The sequence below is a fragment of the Paenilisteria newyorkensis genome, from assembly GCF_000766145.1.
GTDB classification, from domain to species: Bacteria; Bacillota; Bacilli; order Lactobacillales; family Listeriaceae; genus Listeria_A; species Listeria_A newyorkensis.
In genome coordinates, this window is record NZ_JNFB01000044.1 from 61,066 (window position 1) to 81,113 (window position 20,048).

At 44.4% G+C, this 20,048-nt stretch carries 27 protein-coding genes and 1 riboswitch; of the genes, 6 read left to right on the forward strand and 21 right to left on the reverse strand.

What is annotated here, in order from left to right:
• Nucleotides 1-3 precede the first annotated feature (3 nt).
• Entirely contained in the window at nt 4-486 is a 483-nt protein-coding gene (locus EP58_RS14565; RefSeq protein WP_036094550.1) for a hypothetical protein, read from the forward strand.
• On the opposite strand, the gene EP58_RS14570 is transcribed toward EP58_RS14565, so the two are convergent.
• Both EP58_RS14570 and EP58_RS17380 read right to left on the reverse strand, forming a co-directional pair.
• The gene (locus tag EP58_RS14570; RefSeq protein WP_036094552.1) at nt 483-788 is read right to left on the reverse strand and encodes a GHKL domain-containing protein; all 306 of its coding nucleotides are present in this window, start codon (nt 786-788) and stop codon (nt 483-485) included. The genes EP58_RS14565 and EP58_RS14570 overlap by 4 nt on opposite strands.
• Entirely contained in the window at nt 785-994 is a 210-nt protein-coding gene (locus EP58_RS17380; protein ID WP_124892722.1) for a hypothetical protein, read from the reverse strand. The genes EP58_RS14570 and EP58_RS17380 overlap by 4 nt, the downstream gene beginning before the upstream one ends.
• 282 nt (nt 995-1,276) lie before the next feature.
• Here EP58_RS17380 and bla point away from each other — a divergent pair, with 282 nt between their 5' ends.
• Nucleotides 1,277-2,197: a class A beta-lactamase gene (bla, locus tag EP58_RS14575; protein WP_036094553.1), complete on the forward strand. Its 921-nt coding sequence runs from the start codon at nt 1,277-1,279 to the stop codon at nt 2,195-2,197.
• A gap of 46 nt (nt 2,198-2,243) precedes the next feature.
• On the opposite strand, the gene EP58_RS14580 is transcribed toward bla, so the two are convergent.
• The 19 genes from EP58_RS14580 to EP58_RS14670 all read right to left on the reverse strand — a co-directional run bounded on the left by EP58_RS14580 (nt 2,244) and on the right by EP58_RS14670 (nt 17,184).
• Nucleotides 2,244-3,479 carry an MFS transporter gene (locus EP58_RS14580; RefSeq protein ID WP_036094554.1) on the reverse strand — a complete coding sequence of 412 codons (1,236 nt, stop codon included), beginning with the start codon at nt 3,477-3,479 and terminating at the stop codon, nt 2,244-2,246.
• Between the two features lie 124 nt (nt 3,480-3,603).
• Nucleotides 3,604-4,074, reverse strand: coding sequence for a MarR family transcriptional regulator (locus tag EP58_RS14585; RefSeq protein WP_036094556.1), 471 nt, complete (start codon nt 4,072-4,074; stop codon nt 3,604-3,606).
• Nucleotides 4,075-4,141: 67 nt separating this feature from the next.
• A complete protein-coding gene (locus EP58_RS14590; protein ID WP_052164909.1) occupies nt 4,142-4,951 on the reverse strand; it encodes an amino acid ABC transporter ATP-binding protein in 810 nt (269 codons plus the stop codon).
• Complete coding sequence (locus EP58_RS14595; RefSeq protein WP_036094558.1) at nt 4,948-5,658, reverse strand: amino acid ABC transporter permease; 711 nt, start codon at nt 5,656-5,658, stop codon at nt 4,948-4,950. The genes EP58_RS14590 and EP58_RS14595 overlap by 4 nt, the downstream gene beginning before the upstream one ends.
• Nucleotides 5,659-5,678: 20 nt before the next feature.
• Nucleotides 5,679-6,383, reverse strand: coding sequence for an amino acid ABC transporter permease (locus tag EP58_RS14600; RefSeq protein ID WP_036094560.1), 705 nt, complete (start codon nt 6,381-6,383; stop codon nt 5,679-5,681).
• Between the two features lie 21 nt (nt 6,384-6,404).
• Nucleotides 6,405-7,232 (reverse strand): amino acid ABC transporter substrate-binding protein, encoded by an 828-nt coding sequence (locus EP58_RS14605; RefSeq protein WP_036094561.1) that lies wholly within the window; start codon nt 7,230-7,232, stop codon nt 6,405-6,407.
• 11 nt (nt 7,233-7,243) lie between these two features.
• Nucleotides 7,244-7,783 (reverse strand): GNAT family N-acetyltransferase, encoded by a 540-nt coding sequence (locus tag EP58_RS14610; RefSeq protein WP_036094563.1) that lies wholly within the window; start codon nt 7,781-7,783, stop codon nt 7,244-7,246.
• A 12-nt stretch (nt 7,784-7,795) separates the two neighbouring features.
• Nucleotides 7,796-9,121: an LLM class flavin-dependent oxidoreductase gene (locus tag EP58_RS14615; protein ID WP_036094565.1), complete on the reverse strand. Its 1,326-nt coding sequence runs from the start codon at nt 9,119-9,121 to the stop codon at nt 7,796-7,798.
• Between the two features lie 17 nt (nt 9,122-9,138).
• Nucleotides 9,139-10,140, reverse strand: a complete 1,002-nt coding sequence (locus EP58_RS14620; RefSeq protein WP_036094567.1) for an LLM class flavin-dependent oxidoreductase — start codon at nt 10,138-10,140, stop codon at nt 9,139-9,141.
• A complete protein-coding gene (locus EP58_RS14625; protein ID WP_036094569.1) occupies nt 10,116-10,400 on the reverse strand; it encodes a glutaredoxin family protein in 285 nt (94 codons plus the stop codon). The genes EP58_RS14620 and EP58_RS14625 overlap by 25 nt, the downstream gene beginning before the upstream one ends.
• A 16-nt stretch (nt 10,401-10,416) precedes the next feature.
• The gene (gene ssuE / locus EP58_RS14630; protein WP_036094571.1) at nt 10,417-10,962 is read right to left on the reverse strand and encodes an NADPH-dependent FMN reductase; all 546 of its coding nucleotides are present in this window, start codon (nt 10,960-10,962) and stop codon (nt 10,417-10,419) included.
• A 103-nt stretch (nt 10,963-11,065) separates the two neighbouring features.
• Nucleotides 11,066-11,176: riboswitch (SAM riboswitch) on the reverse strand.
• A 131-nt stretch (nt 11,177-11,307) separates the two neighbouring features.
• Nucleotides 11,308-11,862: a VanZ family protein gene (locus EP58_RS17080; protein WP_052171462.1), complete on the reverse strand. Its 555-nt coding sequence runs from the start codon at nt 11,860-11,862 to the stop codon at nt 11,308-11,310.
• A 30-nt stretch (nt 11,863-11,892) separates the two neighbouring features.
• On the reverse strand, nt 11,893-12,822 hold the full coding sequence (locus EP58_RS14640) for an ABC transporter permease (RefSeq protein ID WP_036094573.1): 930 nt from the start codon (nt 12,820-12,822) through the stop codon (nt 11,893-11,895).
• Nucleotides 12,803-13,435 (reverse strand): ATP-binding cassette domain-containing protein, encoded by a 633-nt coding sequence (locus EP58_RS14645; protein WP_036094574.1) that lies wholly within the window; start codon nt 13,433-13,435, stop codon nt 12,803-12,805. The genes EP58_RS14640 and EP58_RS14645 overlap by 20 nt, the downstream gene beginning before the upstream one ends.
• A gap of 75 nt (nt 13,436-13,510) precedes the next feature.
• Nucleotides 13,511-14,083 carry a VanZ family protein gene (locus tag EP58_RS14650; protein WP_036094575.1) on the reverse strand — a complete coding sequence of 191 codons (573 nt, stop codon included), beginning with the start codon at nt 14,081-14,083 and terminating at the stop codon, nt 13,511-13,513.
• A complete protein-coding gene (locus EP58_RS14655; protein WP_036094576.1) occupies nt 14,083-14,478 on the reverse strand; it encodes a hypothetical protein in 396 nt (131 codons plus the stop codon). Before EP58_RS14655 ends, EP58_RS14650 begins: the two co-directional genes overlap by 1 nt.
• A gap of 118 nt (nt 14,479-14,596) precedes the next feature.
• Nucleotides 14,597-14,941, reverse strand: coding sequence for an avidin-fold protein (locus tag EP58_RS14660; protein ID WP_474200026.1), 345 nt, complete (start codon nt 14,939-14,941; stop codon nt 14,597-14,599).
• Nucleotides 14,942-15,037: 96 nt separating this feature from the next.
• The gene (locus tag EP58_RS14665) at nt 15,038-15,616 is read right to left on the reverse strand and encodes a nitroreductase family protein (protein ID WP_036094579.1); all 579 of its coding nucleotides are present in this window, start codon (nt 15,614-15,616) and stop codon (nt 15,038-15,040) included.
• Between the two features lie 227 nt (nt 15,617-15,843).
• On the reverse strand, nt 15,844-17,184 hold the full coding sequence (locus EP58_RS14670) for a metallophosphoesterase (RefSeq protein WP_052171463.1): 1,341 nt from the start codon (nt 17,182-17,184) through the stop codon (nt 15,844-15,846).
• Between the two features lie 207 nt (nt 17,185-17,391).
• Between EP58_RS14670 and EP58_RS14675 the strand changes: the two genes are divergently transcribed.
• From EP58_RS14675 to EP58_RS14690, 4 genes are read left to right on the forward strand one after another with little or no spacing between them, the layout of a single operon-like run.
• Nucleotides 17,392-17,685: a hypothetical protein gene (locus tag EP58_RS14675; protein WP_036094581.1), complete on the forward strand. Its 294-nt coding sequence runs from the start codon at nt 17,392-17,394 to the stop codon at nt 17,683-17,685.
• Nucleotides 17,686-17,707: 22 nt separating this feature from the next.
• Nucleotides 17,708-18,022, forward strand: a complete 315-nt coding sequence (locus EP58_RS14680) for a hypothetical protein (protein ID WP_036094582.1) — start codon at nt 17,708-17,710, stop codon at nt 18,020-18,022.
• Nucleotides 18,009-19,469 carry a T7SS effector LXG polymorphic toxin gene (locus tag EP58_RS17830; RefSeq protein WP_036094584.1) on the forward strand — a complete coding sequence of 487 codons (1,461 nt, stop codon included), beginning with the start codon at nt 18,009-18,011 and terminating at the stop codon, nt 19,467-19,469. The genes EP58_RS14680 and EP58_RS17830 overlap by 14 nt, the downstream gene beginning before the upstream one ends.
• A complete protein-coding gene (locus tag EP58_RS14690) occupies nt 19,469-19,900 on the forward strand; it encodes an SMI1/KNR4 family protein (protein ID WP_036094587.1) in 432 nt (143 codons plus the stop codon). The genes EP58_RS17830 and EP58_RS14690 overlap by 1 nt, the downstream gene beginning before the upstream one ends.
• Nucleotides 19,901-20,048: the final 148 nt, after the last annotated feature.

Here is a 20,048-nt window from a genome sequence, read left to right on the forward strand (position 1 = left end):
AAAATGAAGAAACTACTAAGTCTCGCGATTTTAGCAAGTTTAGCGCTCGTCGCATGTGGCAATGAAAAAGCAGAAACGCCTCAAAATGAAGATTTACAGAAAGCAGAGGCAAAAATCGAAGCGTTGAAGAAAGAAATCGCTCAGGTGAAGGATGAAAATACCGTTTTGAAAGAGGATAATGCGAAAATAGCAGCTTCTAAGGAAAAATTGGAGGCCGAAACGCAAACAAAAGAACAATCCTCAGTAACAGAGACGCCTAAACAAGAAACCAAAGAAACACCCATAGCACCAAAAACGATGCAGCCAGAAGTCGAGGAAAAAGCAACAGAGCCCGCAAAAGAAACGAGCGCCATTACTGGCCGCGAAAAAGGGCAACTCATTGCTGCTCAAAAGAAAAAACTGAATAATCCTAACCTAACACAATCAGAACGAGAAAGTATCATCGCAGAAATCAAGCGTCTCGGTCAATTGCCGGTATCCCATTAAGAAAAGAAGTGAGTTGGTCCCAGCCTCACCTCTTTTTTGCTTGAACTCAGATTAGGCCTTATTGCATGGTCCATGACGGCTTGACTTGACATATTCGTCGCGTTCGCTATTTCAAGTAAAAATAGGCCGCTTTGTTGTTGCAATCGCCACGTTATCCAGCCATTGTCCGTTTGCGTCGCGGCTTCTTTTGCATTGGCCAAAATCGCTGATAGGAACGTTATTAATTCGCCTTTTTCGATAGGTAAATCAGATAATAGTACTTGAAAATCGATGTTTGCTAGTTGTAATTGTTCTTCGGTCATCGCAAGCCATGCCGCAACATCTGGTCGTTCATTTTTTGTGAGTTGGAATAGCGTGTGGCTCGCGTAATTGGTGGCGCTCGGTGTAGGTAGTGGCTTGCAAGGAGGTATAAAAAGAGTAACGTCCAGCCGATTAGTGGGCTTCCGATGACGAGTACTAGAATAAGCCCTACTAGTCTGAGCCAGACGACAACGGCTATGTTCTTCATTCCATTGGCTAATATTTCGTTCTTATTGAGGGAGATGATTTACGACCAGTTTGTATGGACGCATCTATTGGGAACACTTTCTTCCAACCTCCTTTTAGCCGGGATTTTCTTGTATGTAGCTAAACGGATCTATAGTAATAATAATTATTTGTTAGCTAAATAACAAAGCCGGAAAATGCACCATCAAAACTTAATATTTTCTTTCTGTTTTCTGCAATCCCTCTTTAATTTTGTACCCTAGACTAGACCGTGTAACACAAACTAAAGATAGGAGATGAAAACATGCGTATGAGAAAAATTTTGTTAGGTTTGACGGTCATTTTTGCAGTAGCGGGGTTGGTAGCGTGTGGTGCGCCAGATAAAAACGCGGCGGCCACTAAAAAAGAAGAAACGAAGCAGGAAACGGAAAATGCACAAGTCAAAGCAGCGCTCGAAAAACTGGAAAAAAAGTATGGAGCGACATTAGGTGTTTACGGGATGGATATGGGAGGCAAGCAAACCATTAGTTTTAATGCAGAAGAGCGATTTGCTTATGCCTCCACTTTCAAAGCGATTGCTGGCGGGATATTACTTAAAAATTTGACGGATGAACAGCTGAATAAACGGTTTACTTTTTCAAAAGAGGATTTGGTGGACCATTCTCCGATTACGGAAAAACATGTGGACAGCGGGATGACGATGAAGGAGCTTATTAACGCGTCAATGACTTACAGTGATAATACGGCAGCGAATCTGACGCTTCAACAGCTTGGTGGACCTAAAGGCTTTGAGAAAGAGCTCGTGAAAATTGGTGATAAGACGATGAAACCTGTTCGCTTTGAGCCTGAGCTAAATGATGCTGTGCCTGGTGATATCCGTGATACGACGACTCCGGAAGCGATGGCTAAGACGTTTGCCTACCTCCTAACCGAGGGGAATCTGCCGGCGGATAGATTGGCATATTTTAAGCAGACTTTGATTGATAACACGACTGGGGCTACATTGATTCGTGCTGGTGTTCCGGCTGGTTATATTGTTGGTGATAGAACTGGCGCTGGATCTTACGGCACCCGGAATGCTATCGCGATGATTTATCCTAAAGACAAGGACACAAAACCGCTCGTGTGGGTTATTTATTCTAAGAAAACGGGCAAAGACGATGAATATAACGACCAATTGATAGCGGATGCGGCGAAGGTACTTAGTGATTATTATTCTCTATAGGAAAAAGGGGAACAGAAATCTACAACTGGATTTCTGTCCCCCTTTTTTAGTGTGCGCTGCTGGCTTGTTTGGCTTTGTATAGAACAAGAATCGCAGCGGCGAGTAAGATAACGCCCATCACGGCTGGCGCGGCGTGTCCAAGTGATACGTAGATCGCGCCGCCTAGTATTGGACCAATGATTCTCGCTAGTGATTGGATGGATTGGCTGCCACCTTGAATCCGGCCTTGTTCGCTGGCATCGGCGGATTTGGATAGCATGCCGTTGAATGATGGTCCGAAGATGGAATCGCCAAAGCCGAATATAAAGATTCCAACGATGAAAATTGGTGCCGATGATGCGACGGTTGATGTCGCGATGAAGGCGTAACCGATGAGTTCTGCGGTCATTCCAAGAAGCGCGATTTGCTTGTCGCTGAGCTTTTTCAAGAGTTGGGGCATGATGAAAGCTTGTGAAATGATGTCTTGGAAGCCCATGATGGAAAACACGAGTCCGATGATGGCTGGTTTCCAGTTGAAAGTGTCGATAGTGAATTGGGACATGATGGCTTGCATGGAACCGCTCGGTATCCAAAGTAGGAATGCCGCGATGAGAAGTCGGTTTAAATTTTTGATGGATAGGATGTTGAAAAGTTGGATAAATGGATTGAGTCGGGCTGGTGTGATTTCTTGGAGTCTATTTTTGGCGTCGAGGCTTTCTGGCATGAAAAAGTAACCGTAGACCATGTTTAAGAGTGCGATGATGGCGCCGAAATAAAGTGGTGCGGTGTAGCCGAAATGGGTTGCGAGTAGCCCGCCGATTGTTGGGCCCATGATGGAACCTGCGCCTGCCATTGCGCTTACCCAGCCGAAATACTTGGTGCGGTTTTCTGGGGGCGTGATGTCGGCAAAGTAGGCAAAGATGGTGCTGATGCTACCGCCTGTGATGCCTTCGATGATGCGTCCGGCGAATAGAACCCATAGCGCGCCACCAATTCCGAAAACAAAAAATCCGATTGCGGCTCCGAGTAGGCTGACGATGAGTATGGGACGCCGGCCGTATCTGTCACTGAGAGCTCCGAGCACGGGTGCTGAGAAGAACATGCAGATGGCGTATACGGACATGAGTAAGGTCACGACCATCGCTTGGTCTCCTGGATTGGTTATATATGGCTGTACTAAAAACGGGATGACTGGCGTGATGATGCTGAATCCGATTCCGATAAGAAATACGGAGATAAGACCGAATACTAGGGCGTGTTTATTGACTGTTGGTTGGTTGTTGTGTGATTTGATTTGTGGCATGATTTCGCTCCTTAAGCGTCGTTATTTTGTTTCTCTGTCAACAATAACTTATTTTTGTTTCCTTGTCAACAAATTATTTTCGAAATAAAAAACAGCTCTGGTTCCAAATGAGGGGTGAGCTGTTTCATATTTTATCATCGGTATTTTGTTTCTTTATTTCGGCATCCAAGTGATTGCTGTAATTTTTTAGAAAGTTTAGCGTGGCCTGGAATTGTTCCTCTGTTATTTGCTCGAAAACGACTTTATCTCGCTCTTGGAACTCTTGATGCAACCTTTCATGGATATCAAAAACTTCTTGTCCTTTTGGAGTCAGGCGGAAATAGATTTCTTTCTTGTTTTCTGCTTTTTGATAGCTTTCGATGAGACCTTTTTCCATCAGTTTTTTCGTCAATTTGCTGATAGCGCCTCGGGTCATGTAAAAGGCTTCCGCGAGCTTCGTGACATTGGGGTCAGCCATTTTGCCGATGTACTCAACGCCGTGGACTTCGGACGATTTGTATCCCTTGAGGCTAACTTCCATTTTTGACTTGTTCAGCGAGGCCATCTTGTTAAATACTTCTCTGGCGCCTGACATGATTTCGTCTTCTTTGTTCATCGTTTGCCCTCCTTCTTGCGTTAAGGACAATTATAGCTCGTTTTTGTTTCTTTTTCAACAATAACATTTAAAAAGCGGTCGGATTGGATGCGGTCGGAATCCAGGCTTCTTTTAGTGGCACGACTACGGGCGGAACGGTTACATCGCCAGATATCCGTTTTAGGAATTGGCGGGTTCGTTCCTGTTTTGGTGCGCCGAATAGTTCGGCTGGGCTTCCTTCTTCTACCACAACGCCGTCCGCCATGAACAGGACATGATCGGAGACTTCTTTCGCGAATTGCATCTCGTGCGTCACCACAACCATGGTCATGCCTTCTTCCGCGATGGATTTGATGACTGCCAAAACTTCACCGACGAGCTCTGGATCAAGCGCGGAAGTTGGTTCGTCAAACAGGATAACTTCCGGGTTTAGGACGAGTGCTCGCGCGATGCCGACGCGTTGTTGCTGTCCACCTGAAAGCTGACTTGGATAAAAATCGAGCTTGTCGCCGAGTCCGACTTTTGCGAGGATAGCTTCACTGCGCGCGCGGGCTTCGGCTTTTTTCACTTTTTGGGCGACGATAAGGCCTTCCATCACGTTCTGAATCACGGTTTTATGCGCGAATAGGTTGTAATGTTGGAATACCATCGCGGTTTGTTTACGCAGGGCAATGATGTCTTTTTTCGTCGCTTTTTCGGTGGCTACAGTCACATTGCCGATTTCGATTAGTCCACCATTTGGTTTTTCTAAGTAATTGAGGCAGCGCAGAAGCGTCGTTTTTCCAGAGCCGCTGGGTCCTAGAATCGTGATTACCTCGCCTTTATTGATCGTTAAATCGATGCCTTTTAGCACCTCTTGTTCGCCGAATTGCTTTTTAATTCCTTGTAAGCGTATCATCCAATCCCTCCCTGGTTATAGGCCGTGGCTTTGCGGTCGATGCGTGACGCGAATAGTTCGATGATGATCGTGACGCCCCAGTATAGCAGCCCCGCCGCGATAAATGCCTCGAGAAACTTGAGGTTGCTGGAGGCGACGATCTGCGCGGTTCCCGTGATTTCTTTGACGGACACGAGGAAGGCAATGGACGACGCTTGCAAAAAGCCAACCACGATATTCGTCAAATTGGGAATCGACTGCGCGAGTGCTTGCGGTAAAATGATGCGCGTCATCACTTGGAATTTGGTCATCCCGACCGAGTAACCCGCCTCGATTTGGCCACTTGGGACAGCGACAATGCCAGAACGGATAATCTCGGAAAGGTAAGCCCCAGCGCTAAGTGACAAAGCGATAAGTACAAAAATCGTGATCGGTACGCCGTTGATGTTGAACGACCAGTCGTAACGCTTCGCTAAGCTATCGAGTAGCAGCGGCAAGCCGAAATAAATGAGCATAATATGCATCACGATTGGCGTTCCGCGGACAAAAGATACATAGCCATTCGCCACATGATAGACGCCCTTGACGCGATAAATACGTGCTAGCGCGACGCCAAGTCCAATCAAAAAACCAACAATCAGGGGTACAAATGTAAGCATTAAGGTAAGCGGGAGCGCCGTCAAAATTTCTTTAAAAGCCTCCCAAATAAACGGATAATCGAGTTGCATCGTGTGTTTCGCCTCCTCTCCTAATCTAACGCCATAACTGGCGCTTTATGCCGATTTGCGCGTTTTTCAAATACTTTTGCAGCTTGTTCTAAGATTAAAACAACCGCATAATAAATGATTGACATCGCGATGTAGACTTCCAGCGCGTGAGCCGTCGCCGCAATCAGTGCTTCCCCGCGCCCCATCATGTCCATCAGCCCAATCGTGAACGCGAGCGATGTGTCTTTCAGCGAACTAATCACCGAATTCGCGACATTAGGAAACGCGATACTTGCACTCTGCGGCAACACAATTCGGAAAAAGCTCTGCATCGGGCTCATCCCAACCGACATCGCGGCCTCCGTTTGCCCATAATCCACGCCCTTGATCGCGCTCCGGAAAATCTCCGAGAAAATCGCCCCATCACGCAATGCGTACGTCACAATCACGAAATACGCCGGCGCCATCCGCGAAATATCGACGCCAAACACGAGCAATAACGCCGGTAACCCGTAAAAAACCAAGAACAGCTGAATCAACATCGGCGTCCCGCGAATAAAGGAAAGAAACACGATGACCAATTGGCTCAAAACCGGTACGCGAAACAACCGAACCACCGCCAAAATCAGCCCTAAAACAAGCCCAATCACCGTCGCATAAAACAAAACCTGCAACGTTATCATCAAATATTCCAGCAACGTCGGAATAAAATCAAAAATCAAATGCCAATCAAACGCCTTCCCCATCCGCGTTCCACCCCTTATTCTTTAAAAGTCTACTGTATAGTCAGCACCAAGCCATTTTTTGCTCAGCTTGCTAACCACGCCTTCCTCTTTCAATTCCTTCAGCGCCCCGTCCAAATCATCCGACAACTGCGACTCATTTTTGCGTAACAAGAAGAAAACCTTCGAGTTCAGCACAGGATCACCGACCACTTTTTGCTGAGCATCGGCCTGTTCATTCAGCAATTTCACCGCAAAAGGAGTCGTAATCGTAGCGTCCGCGCGCCCCGTTCTAATTTGATTTGTCGCGTCATTATTCCCAGTCCCCGAATACACGATATTAATTTTATCCCCGTGCTCCTTGTTATATTTCTCCAAATACACCGCCGAATTACTCGTCGCACTCACAATCGCCGTCTTCCCAGCAAGATCCGCAACCGACTTAATATCCGTATTCTTCTCGTTCACCGCCACCTGCAACGGAAAAACATTATATGGCTCCTTATTAAATAAAAACTTCTCCTTACGCTCATCGTTCACTTCCATTTGATGCGCCACGAAGTCGATTTTATTAGTCTGCAAACTCAGTAATAAATTCGAAAAATCCATCGTTTTAAACTCAAACTTGTACTGCGGCAACTTCTTATCCAGCGCCTTAACAAGCTCCACATCATACCCCGTCAAATTCCCCTTATCATCAATAAAGCAGATATTCGGGAATTGCGTACCAGTCCCAACCACAATCGTTTTAACATCCTTGCCATCTTTTGTTAGCGCATCACTCGACGCCCCCGTATCCGTTCCAAGCCCGCAACCCGCGAGCAAAACACCACTTGCCACAACTAACAACGCACCAAAAATCCACTTTTTCATCCAATCTCCCCTTAATTCGAATTAACTAGCACGTCCACATCGCCAAGCTCCGCAAACAGTGATTCATCCAACACTTTCCGTAAGAAAACAATGTTATCCCCTTCATATTCATGCTCGTAAAATCCAACATACCCACGATGCTCATAAATCGAAACAAGCCAAGGATGCCGCGTCGCCGTCGCCAAATAAACCGCCGGAGCCTTAATCTGCGCCACTAAAACCTGTTCCTCCACATAATCCAAAAGCGCCGTTCCAACCCCTTGCCGTTTGAAATCCGGGTCCACCGCGAACCACCAAATAAACGGATACGGTTGAATCGAGCGTTCCCCTAAAGCCCACGGAAAAGCCACCGTCACCGTCGCAATAATCCGCCCATCACGCTCCAACACATAATTCGCGTTTCGCCGAATATTCTCCTCGACCGTCGCCAAATTCGCCGTCGCGCCAACAAATTTTATATCCATATCCTTCAGCGGCTTGTACCCACGAATCGAGACATCATGCACGACCACCGCATCCTCAAGCTTTGCTAACCGAATAACATCCCCCACAAAAATTCCTCCTTAGTTTTGCGACTCAACTTTGTCCGCGTAACGACTCTCCTTAAACGGCAATCCCAAATTTCCACGCAACGTATCGCTCTCATATTCCCGATCATAATACCCACGCGCCTCCAAAATCGGAATCACTTTTGTAACAAAATCATCCAAGCCCTCACCCAAAACTGGCGCTCCGAAAATAAAACCATCTGCAGCCTCGCCATCAAACCAAGCGATCAACTCATCAGCAATTTTCTCCGGCGTGCTCACAAAAGCCGATTTTGGCGTCGTCACCCGCAGCGCCACCTCACGCAACGTCAAGCCCTCACGCTTAGCATCCGCCTTAATTTTCTGCGTCGTCGCCCGGAAACTATTCTCACCAACCGTCCCAATATCCGGAAACGGCTCATCTAGCGGAAACTTCCCGAAATCAAAATGATCAAAAAAGCGACCAAGATACGCAAGCGCCTCCTCATCCGAGACCAAATTCTTAATCTTCTCATATTTCGCGTCCGCATCCGCCTGCGTCACCCCAACAATCGGCGCAAAACCAGGGAAAATCTTAATCTCGTCCGCGTTACGACCATTCGCCACCGTCCGCGCCTTCACATCCGCATAAAACGCCTGCGCCTCCTCGAGCGAACCACCATTCGTAAACACAGCGTCCGCCTCTTTTGCAGCCAAATCCTTACCCGGCTCCGACGCCCCAGCCTGAAAAATCACCGGTTGCCCCTGCTTCGAACGACCAATATTCAGCGGACCCTCCACCGAGAAAAAACGCCCCTGATGATTCAAACGATGCAACTTCTCCCGATCAAAAAATTGCCCCGACTCCGGGTTCCGCACAAACGCATCATCCTCCCACGAATCCCAAAGCCCCTTCACGACCTCCAAATGCTCCACCGCAATCTCATAACGCAGCGCATGTTCCGGGTGCGTTTTCTTACTATAATTATTCGCCGAACCCTCGAGCGGCGAAGTCACCGCATTCCATCCAGCCCGACCATTACTAATCAAATCCAGCGATCCGAACTGCCGCGCCACCGTATACGGCTCACTATAAGACGTCGAAAGCGTTCCCACCAGCCCAATCCGCGACGTCACCGCAGCCAATCCCGAAAGCACCGTCAAAGGCTCAAACCGATTCAAAAAATGCGGAATCGACTTCTCATTAATAAACAACCCATCCGCCACAAAAGCAAGCGTAAAACCAGCCGCCTCCGCCTTCAAAGCCTGTTCCTTATAAAACTCAAAATTCACACTCGCATCCGCCGGCACACTCTCATGTTTCCAAGCATTCATGTGCCCACCAGGACCATGCAACATCACGCCAAATTTAATTTTTCCCATTCATCATTTCCCCCTTCTCATCTCACATCCACCGTCAAAATCGCCTCACTAAGCAACTGCACCGATCGGAACCTCGCGTCCTGCCTCGCAACCGGCGTATGAATCACGAACTCATCCACATCAAACGTCGCCCGCAACCGCACCAATTCCGCCTTCACCTGTTGCGCCGTCCCAACAATAATATCCGCCACACGCTCTTCTATCTCGAAATCCGTCACACCAGCCTGTCTCGCAAACTCCTCCGCCTGCGCCACCGTCTGCACCGTCACCGAAACACCCGTCGAAAGCGTCACCCGCACCACTTTTTGCTCACCCGCAAGCGCCCGTGCCTCGCCTTCCGTATCCGCCACCAAAACAGGAACCGCAATAATTAACTCCCCATCCGGATTCGCCGCCCGAAACGCCGTCACTGCCTCCTTCAGAACCGCCTCATCACTATTAATAAATTTCGCAAAACAATAATTCACACCCTGCGCACCCGCCAATTCCGCACTCGCCACACTCGCACCCAGCAAGAAAATCTCCGGTTTCGTCGGCGGCTCAGGATCGACCCCAACACCCGCCAACACATGATCCGCAGGCACCTCATCATCCACGAACTGCCTCAAAAGCACCAACTGCTCCTCAAAATCCGTTTTTCCCGACCGTCCAAATTGTAAAGCCTTCGTCGATAACGGCAAACCACCAGGCGCCTTCCCAACACCCAAATCCACTCGATTCGGCGCTAACGTGGCTAACAAATTGAAGTTCTCCGCGACCTTATACGCACTATAATGCTGCAACATCACGCCACCCGAACCAACCCGAATCCGCTCTGTGCGCGCCAACAAATGCGACACCAAAACCTCCGGCGAAACACCAGCCAACAACTTCGTATCATGATGCTCCGACACCCAAAACCTGTGATATCCCCATTCCTCCGCCTTTTCCGCCAACGCAATCGTCTGCTGCAACGCCTGATACCCACTTTTTCCATCCGCAATCGGGCTCTGATCTAATAAACTGAGTCTAAATCCCATTTCTCCGCCTCCCTCAAAGCCGTCTCAAGCGCTGGCAAACCGAGTTCCGTCACGCCCCGATATGTATGCCCCCGACCAATTTCGACCACTGGAACATAACGCACCCCGTATTTCGCCTGCAAAATATCCCGCTGTTCATCATGATCCGTCACATCCACCACCTGAAATTCATGCCCCTCCTTCGTCAAATAATCCTTAACCTCCGCACAATACGCACAACCCTGTTTCGCCCAAACAACAATCGATAAATTTTCCGCCATCTCACTCGTCCCCTTTTTAAATAATTTGCCCCACTTCACGCCTACCGACCGCCACGACCAATTCCGTCAACTGCCCACGCAACCGCTGCTCCAACTCCACATCCCGAATCGGCACAACCGCCGCCTTATCCACCTGCGCGTCCACCACGTAAACCCCTTGCAAAACCTCGCCCTTCAACACACCAAGTAGCGGTTTTAACGCAAAATCAATCGCCAACACATGCCCACTGCTCCCACCAGACATAATCGGCAGAACAACCTTATTTTTCAAAATATTCTCCGGCAACAAATCCAGAACCGCCTTCAAAACCCCCGTATACGAAGCCTTATAAACCGGCGATCCCACAATCACGCCATCCGCCGCCTCAATATCCGCGACCAATTCCCCAATCCGCGTATCCTTAAAGTCCGCATTCACCAACGTTTCCGCCGCAAAATCCCGCACCGAGTGAAAACTAACCTCCACCCCATTCCCCTGCAAAATCCCACCAGCATACCGCAAAACCTTATCCGTCCCCGATTGCGCCGATGGACTACCAGACAAAATCACGATTCGACTCATCTCATCCCCACTTTCTTTTTAAAACATATATATCCGATGCATTTACTATGAATTAAGACAAAAAAGAACCTCCCTTCCGAATTTGGAAAAGAGATCCCTCTTCTCCCTATTTGCCAGGCCAAAAACGCTCGCCTGCTGGAATGAGCACCGTTCTATCACTAGAGGTTGCTGTGGGATCAAAGGACCAGGTTCCTCCCCCAACTCTTAATAAGGACTGTATAATTTTTATGATTGGATGTATCTTACCATCCCTAAAATCAGATGTCAACAAATAATTTGTCTTTTTAGACTAGTTAGGTTTTTCACAAAAAGGATAAGACACCACCAAGCCTAGCATCCACCCCATCAAAATTTTTCTATCTGATACATATTCCGCATAAACGCCATTCGACAAATCAGGCATCCAAAAACAAACCCACTCACATTCAAAATGACATCCGTCACATCCATAAAATGATTTGGATAAATAAACACAATATCCAAAAATAACTGCACCGATTCAATCATGACCGAAGTAAGTAATCCGACACAGAACATCCGCACAAATGAGAGTTTCGGCTTCATCACACCCACATAAATCCCAAGAGGAAATAGCAACATCACATTCCCCATCGCTTGATACCAATCCGCGCCAGACCCATTCAAAAACTGATGAAACGGTATCGAATTAATATAATCCGTCACCGCATAACTCCCAGCATCCAACAAATAGGCAAATACCGTAAACGGAAAAATCACAAACTTAATCAAAAATACCAAATAAACACCAAACAAAATCGTCGCAAAGTAATACCTATCCAACTTCTTCTCTTTCAAAAGAAATCCCAAAGTTATCGCCATCACGGCAAGAATCGCAATCGCCAAAATAATAATTAAAGCTGGATCATATGTTATGCCCATTTTAGCAATTCCCTCCTAATGAACTACCCTTCAAAGCCTCGGACACAACCTCTTCTTATCCCACTTATACACAACAAAAATCAATACTACAAAAACAGCAAACACGACCAAATAACCCAGCATCAAATTCGCATTCTCCCCAGAAATAACGTCCATCGTGGAAGCAGAAGTATTATATATTTTCGGCACAGTAAGGAGCATTAAATTTTTCAAATCAAAGCCACCTAAATTAGGGACAAGCAGCATGTACACAAATAGCGCAACAATACTAATCAACGTTGACCGCACAACAATTGTCAGCAAAAAGAAGAAGCACCCGAATAAAATCAAGACCGCAGATTGATACACAAATTGCATCGGTAATTCCGACAAATAACTCACACTTACGTTCGGCTGAATACCCATCATTAAGTTGAACACATACTGAATTCCCATCGAAATGAGCACCGTTCCCACAACCGAAACAACAGCCATAACCACTATCGACAAAAGCTTACCAAAAAATAACGATCTATAACCTTTCAATAGCAGCTGACTCTTCATGGTTCTATGTTTAAAATCAAAAAACGCAACGTGACAGCTATATATACCAAATACAATAGGCAAAAACAAAATCGCAACAGACGTAAAAATTTGATTCGGGTCATTCAGCGGATTCAGCGCAACTTTAGCCGCAATCACACGATAATAATCATACTTCAATACGTTACTTATTTCCTCCGAATTCCCATCCTTTATAATTTCTAAATCCTCCGATAACGCTTGTTTTAAAGTAATACCATCTTTTTCATACATCTGCAAAGTATCATCAAAGCGAGCCTCTTTCTGGTGAAGCGAACTATATTGCGCATAACTCGAAAAACCACATAATACAACAAGAAACAGCAGCAGTGTAATCACATATTTCGCCTTCCATTGATAAAATAATTGCATCTTGACACTATCCCACATACTTTTCATATACGCTCTCCAAATCTGTAAACTCATTTCTAGCAACATGGATTAATGCCGCATCATGGATCACAAAAACCTCATCCAAAATCCGATTATAAAAATCAAACTGATGCCCGCAAACTAAAATAAGCATGTCCTTTTTGCACGATACTAGTAGATTCCTGACTTGTTTCGCAGTCTCATAATCCAGCCCATTAGACACCTCATCCAAAATAAGCATTTCCGGCTTTGTGAAAATAGCGATAAGAATCGACAAAATCTTTTTTTGCCCCAGTGAATAGGATTTTACCTTTCTCTTCAACACGCTAACATCTATGTATTTCAGCATCAATTCCTGCTCGTCCCCGTCCAAATCCCGTCTGACTAATAAACCAATATTATCATACGCGTTTAAATTGCTGTATAAATGCGATTCATCAAAAACAGCAGCAATATTTCTCGATTTCACAATCTCACCAGAATAATCTTCAAACCCCATGATACAGTTGAAAAAAGTCGTTTTCCCCGCGCCGTTCTTTCCTAAGAAAAAGATAATGCCACGAGAATCCAGTTTCATATTAAAGTTTGACAAGATAATCTTGTTTTTATATCGCTTTTCTAAGTTTATGATTTCTAGCATTTCATTCCCACTCTCCGCCGATTCCACTATATAATAAGGCAGTTACAAATCAGAATTGCAACTACCTCTACAAAACTATCCGATAATAAAGCGCTTCATAAATGGTACACGTCGAAATAAATAATAATACAAAGCATAACCAATAGCTCCACCACAGACATTCAATATCACATCATTGATATCCGTCGCCCGCCACACATTGAGCATCGTCAATTGCCAAACATACTGCAAAATTTCAATCCCTATCGAAGTTGTTAAGACAATCACAATAACACGCCCAAAGTGCCGCATCCATCTAAAATTAACTGGCAACAAAATAGCGAAAGGTATCATCATAACAAGATTGCCACCCAAATTCCTCACAATTATCGAAAAATCAGCATCCAACAAACCGAAAAACTGTAGTGGATTTAAATTAACCACAATTTCCCGATACCGTTGCTCATACTCCCCGATAATGATATTTATTGGGAATAGAGTCACTACAATTAATATAACAAGATACAGAACAAGAAACAAGCGGCTTATCTCTTTATAGCCATCCATTCGCTTATTTTTGAGTATTAGTATGATACGTATGAATATATAAACGCAAGTAATCAGGAACATTGGCACCAAACCATCTATCGTATACTCTTCATATCCCATTAGTTCAATACAGAGCCTGAGGAAGACATTTTCCCACCACTAACATTTACAACTAAATAATAACGATTATCATTTTTATCCACATTATTCGGAAATTTAAACGTCCCTTTTTTCGTTACCTTTATCTCACCGTATGACTTATCAATACCAATCGTTATCATTCTTTTCAGTTTAAAATAAGGCGTACCTTTACCATCCAAACTGTTTACTCTTAGATACGCCTTTCCCTTATCTAACGTTTTCCAAGATTTAGATGCTTTACCATCAATATAGCTGCTTCCACTGACACTGTAAGAACTTGATGCAGCATAGACATTCATTGACCAACCAAATGCACTTAAAAGTAAAATCATCACAAAAAATCCTATACCATTCTTTTTCCAAGTTGTCTTCATACTCCCTACTCCTTTTTAGTTTTATTTATAACAACCAAATTGTATCACACAAACAATAATCGAGTCAAATTGAGTTGAAAAATGCAAAAAGCCCCTCAAAAAGGAGCCAACAACACCATCAAATCTCTTCCACAATCGATGTCCCAGAATCTCTCTCTAGCCCATTCCATTGCCATTTCTCGTGCATACGAAGTTTCCCATCTGGTAAAAATTCTGGTGTCGAGTGGCACGTCCCGCTTCGAATTTTTTTGTGGACGCTTACATGATTATAACGGAAATCAATCGATCCATCCTTGTGAACAACACCAATCAGTGTCCCACGCTCAATCTCGCCACCCTCGTATGTCCCCGAAATGACATCGCCATCTTGAAAATAATGAAAAACCGTTTTTTCAGACACCTCGCCATTTCCCGAGTTTTCGACCACTGTGAACTTTTTACCCTGATAATTAACGATCAGAATCCCTCCTAGTTTTCGAACTAATCACACAACTATTATAGCACAAAATGACAAAAATGCCCTAGCCAAGTGTTGCATGACTAGAGCCTCATTTTTTTATTACTCGCCTAAATCCTTTACCCACTCATTCATTGCGCGGCGTGGCTTCGCATCTGGAACCTCGTTGACCCGCGTAACCTGCAAGCAACCAACGATCTGCTGCCCATCCAGCCCCAGCTCCGTCACAACGCCAGGATCAAAAATAAAGTTATTCGTCCGCCACAGCACGCCAAGACCTGCTTCCCATGCCAAAAGTTGGATGTTCTGAATAAACGCACTCGTCGCAGCGATTGCCTCAAAATCCTTCTTACCGCTACCGATAATATCCGTCGTCACGATCAGCGTATAAGGCGGCGCCACAATCTTGCGCTCATTCCCAGCACGAATCTGCTCGCGCCGCTCATGCGTCAACGGCTCGCCCTGCATCCGCTCCATCGAGTTCACAATCGCCTCCACAAAACGGCGCTTCTCCCCTTCCGTCGATAAAACCGCTACATGCCACGGTTCGATTTTACTATGAAACGGTGCAAAAGCCGATTTCTCCAAAATGTCATTAATAACCCCGCGCTCGATTGGCGTCTCGTCCACCTGCTTGATACTACGGCGCTCCATTATAATTTCTGATATATTTTTAGCCATCGATAGTCCTCCTAGTGATAATCATTCTCACTAAGTATAGCACGCCAAACCATCTTTGACCATCTCAGCGTGTCGACAAACGCTCATTCTCGTCGTTAAAACTCCGTTCCAGTGCTCACATACTCTAGTATACTCCGCGCTGGTACTCGCTTTTTCCTAGAGACTAAGCATTTGTCGACGCGCTGAGGTTTGGAGGGGAAATCATGTGAAGTAGTTTATCTACAGACCTAACTTTCCAGAATTTCCAACGTGAGGTCATTTTTGGATTTATGCGCCACAATATAATCGATATACTGCGTCATAAACTCCCCGTTCGCCTTCTGCCACAACGCATAGCCTGGCGTCTTCTCCACACCATTCAAAAAGCTCTTATCCCCCGTGAAATACGCAAAATTGACCTGTTCCATCGTTTTTGCCATCTCCTCCACATCATCCGGATCATATTTCCCAGTTTGGAACAAATCGCTGAGCGCCTTCGTATAGCTAAACTGGCCAAAATAAGCCTTCGAATACTGCTGAAAACCGAGCAAATTCGGGTCCTTCGAGTTTATTTTCCACGCATATTTTTCCACATCCACACGCTGCGTTTTATAAGACAACCCCTTATTCGGCGCGTAGTTAACGACACCATACTGCTGCGGATACATCGCCATCGAGCTCGTCGCGACATCATAAATCGTGCGGTCATGCGACGTTTCCGACCTAATATCCTGAATATGCACATGCCCACTCAAGTTCAGCGCCAGATCATTCTTCGCAAAAAGCGACACCGCCTCCTTGTTCTGCACAATCGTGAACCCTTTTGTCAAAAGCTCACTATGATCGAGCAAATTGTGATGCGTCACCGTAACCAGCTCCGCCCCATGCTTCTTCGCCAAATCAATGCATTCCTGAATCCAAGCGAACGTCTCCGTGCTAATATACCCGTTCGTCTCCGGTGCACCATAACGCTTATTATTCTCGTAATCCGCCGTATCCACCATCAAAAGCCAAACATCCTCGGACGGCGCCGCGAGATAACTAAGCGTGGAATCATCCCGCATCACCGCCTCATCATAACCCGAATGACGATAAATTTCGGCAAACTCATCCGGCGTAATATCCTCCGCTTTCAACTGCTTATCCCCTTCAAATTTACGCGCGTAAGGGTTCAAAACATCATGATTCCCAGGAATAACAAACGTTTGGACACCCGCTTTCTCGATATCCTCCAATTTCTCCGCCATTTCCTCGTGGCTGACTTTCTCGCCATTATTCGTGATGTCACCGCTAAGCACGAGAACATCCGGTTTCTGCGCCTTCACATCATCGACAAAAGCATCCGTAATTTCGGTGATGTAATTCTGCTGCTTACCGTCCCCCGTCGCGAGGTAGGTTTTGAAAGCCTGTTTGCCATCGGTGAGCGTGTTGGAGAGATAATGGATATCAGTAGCTTGGTAAATAGTGAGCGGTTGGTTTGCTGCGATTTTTGGCGCTATATGAGGTTCAGAAGATTGTTCAGTTGATTGCGCGCATCCAGTCAGCGCAAGGCCCAGTGACGCGATACATGCAAGTACGGCTTTTTTCATTTGGCGGAACTCCTTTGTTTATATATTCACATGTTTTCAGTATAACATGATTTCTGGAGTTTAGGGGTGGATAAATTGTGACGGAGGCTCCGAGTATTCTATTTATTCTCCTGTTTAAAGTATATAAAATTTCAACTTATACCTCCATATATCTTTATGGTATAATATCTCTGCAGACAACTAAAATCAGGAAAGGATGAGTAAGAAGTGGCAAATAAAATACAACTTCCTAGCGGTAGATTATCCGAACATGCGACTGCGATTGGAAAAAACACGGATGCTTTGGCATTAAAATTGAGGCCGAACGTATCCTATTCTACAGGAACTGCACAAGAATTAGTCTATGATTGCATGGAAATGACACAATTTTTGCAAGTATTTCCTACAGCCTTTTCAAAAGATATTCAAAACCTGCGTAATGTGGAAAAGGCTTTTGTCGCATCCGAAAAAGAAATTGCTAAGTTATTACAAACAGGCGTAGATTTTTCTTGGAAGAAATGATGAAGGGGAGGCACTCAGGAAGATGGAAAAAGAGAAAGCTTTACTTGAGAAACAGTTAGAACAAGCACTACAAAAACGTCGCAATTTAGAGGATGTACAGATTGGATTAATTGAGCTCAATCGTGAGAAAGCAAAAATCTTGATGCATTTTAGCGACGCTTGGCAAGGAAATCAGGCCTACACAACAATCGCGAAACTACAAGATGAAATGGAAGCAGAGTGGCGGGAAACACGTAAAAATGCGAATGCACTAGAAGACCAATTGCTAGAAGAACAACGACAAATTCGTAACCAACTAGAACGATTAGAGGAGAATAACACCAATGGCGCGTATTGATATTGCAGAAATACATAATTTTGTGACCGTATTCATTGCAGAATCCAAGCGCGTACAAATGGAATTAGACCATAAAAAGACTGCGATTGGGCATTTTTTATCTGACTCAGAAATTCAAGGAAACATCGGTGACCAAGCAAAAGCTTATTACCGAGATGTTTATTATCCACTTCTAGACGGAACGAAAACATGTTTAATAGATGCCGAAGAATGCCTGAAAAAGTATATATCCGATTTCCACGCGCAAGTAGATCCTTCTGCAAATGCAAAACTCGATTTAGCTCGCATGTATGAATTACAAGCAGACATGCGAAAATATGAAAACAAGATAGAAAATTTAAAAGCAAATGTCAATTCCACAGCAAATAGTATGGCTTCCATTGGGAAAAATATTGGTTTACAATTAGGAATGGAGACAGCCCTCGGAAATTTCCGAAGAGAAGAACAAATATTAGAGAACTACGAACAATTTGAAGCCACACATCGAAATGTCCTCCGTGACGTTTTAGAAAAACTCCATCAAGTCAAACAAAGCTTGGCACAAATAGAAAGTGGCGTTGCTTTTGATGCTTCTTCCCATACGTTCCATTCTAACAAAATAAAACTAGGCGCCCTAGAACCTAAAAAAGCGAAGAAATCGTTTAACTTTGATAAATACGACAAGACGTTACAAGGAAGCTATTGGGTACTGACCAAGAACGGAAAAACAGATGCAGATTGTGCAGAAGCGACGATTGCATATAACCAAAGTTTGGCGAATGGCTCTGTCAAACCTGTGAAAAATGCGCAAGAAGATATCGATGCTAAAGTAATGAAGGCAGCAATAGGTGGGATTTACTATTATACAGATGAGCCTATTACAAAAATGCAGAGTTTCTCCATTTTAGCTAGTGTTGCCGTGGGTGCGATCGCCTACAAAAATAAAGGCCTTCTATACTCAAAAAGTAACCTAAGTAAAGTTAAATCTAACCTTCAAATCAAAGAATTCGGGAAAACTATTGTTATTCAAAAATCTATTAATAGTGGTTTGGTTAGAAATTATATTCGAGATGTAGAACAACAAACAAGCAGAAAAATTGCTAAGATTCAGGTAGATGCACTTAAAGATGCGCTACGAACCAAAGAATATACTAAACTAACGCCCGCTGAAACCACAAAGCACCGAATTAAATTCGATTCCGCAAAAAATAAAATAATCGCCGATTGGGAGACTAAGCTAGCACAAGAATGGCCAAAGTATACTGATAATGTTTTCTCAGAAAAAACAGGAAAAATCATTCGACGTCCAGGTGAAAAATATGATGCACATCACTTAATTGAAAATACATTCGGTGGTGAACATGAGTGGTGGAATATACATCCCGCTAAATTCCCGAATGAGCATCAAGCAGGTATTCATGGTGCTGGTTCACCCGCACGAGAATTATTCAAAGGAGATAAAAAATAATGGCATACGAATTTATAAGTAATGATACTGAGAATGAATTTTACCCACTTGATAAATCTGAAATCGCACAGGCCGAAGATGAATTAGAGTTGAACTTTCCTCAGCCCCTTAAAGATTTTTATTCTGATATTGGATATGGCTTCCTAAAAAGCTCTAATTCAAATGTAAATAGATTGATGGACCCCGAATCCGTAAGAGATTTCCGATTACGAAGAAATGATTTCGAATTTTTCCCAGACATTGAAATTTACGATGAATATGAGGAAAATAAATTAATATTTTTTGAAGTCAGCGAAAGTGCGCTAATGTCGATTGGAACTACAGATAATAACATCTATTATTACGATATACCAATAGCAGCTTCATTAGAAGAGTTTTTACTGAAAATGATGGAAAATGATAGATATTATTTCGAGTTACTTGAGGACTAATTAGAGATCAATACCGTTATACAAAGATACGCGAGGAATTAATCAAATAATATATCTTAATTATTTTCTTAAACCTGTTTTCTTACTTGTTTTGTATACTCTGGCATGATTTTATATTATGATTGGAGTAGTAAAAAGAATAGGGAGG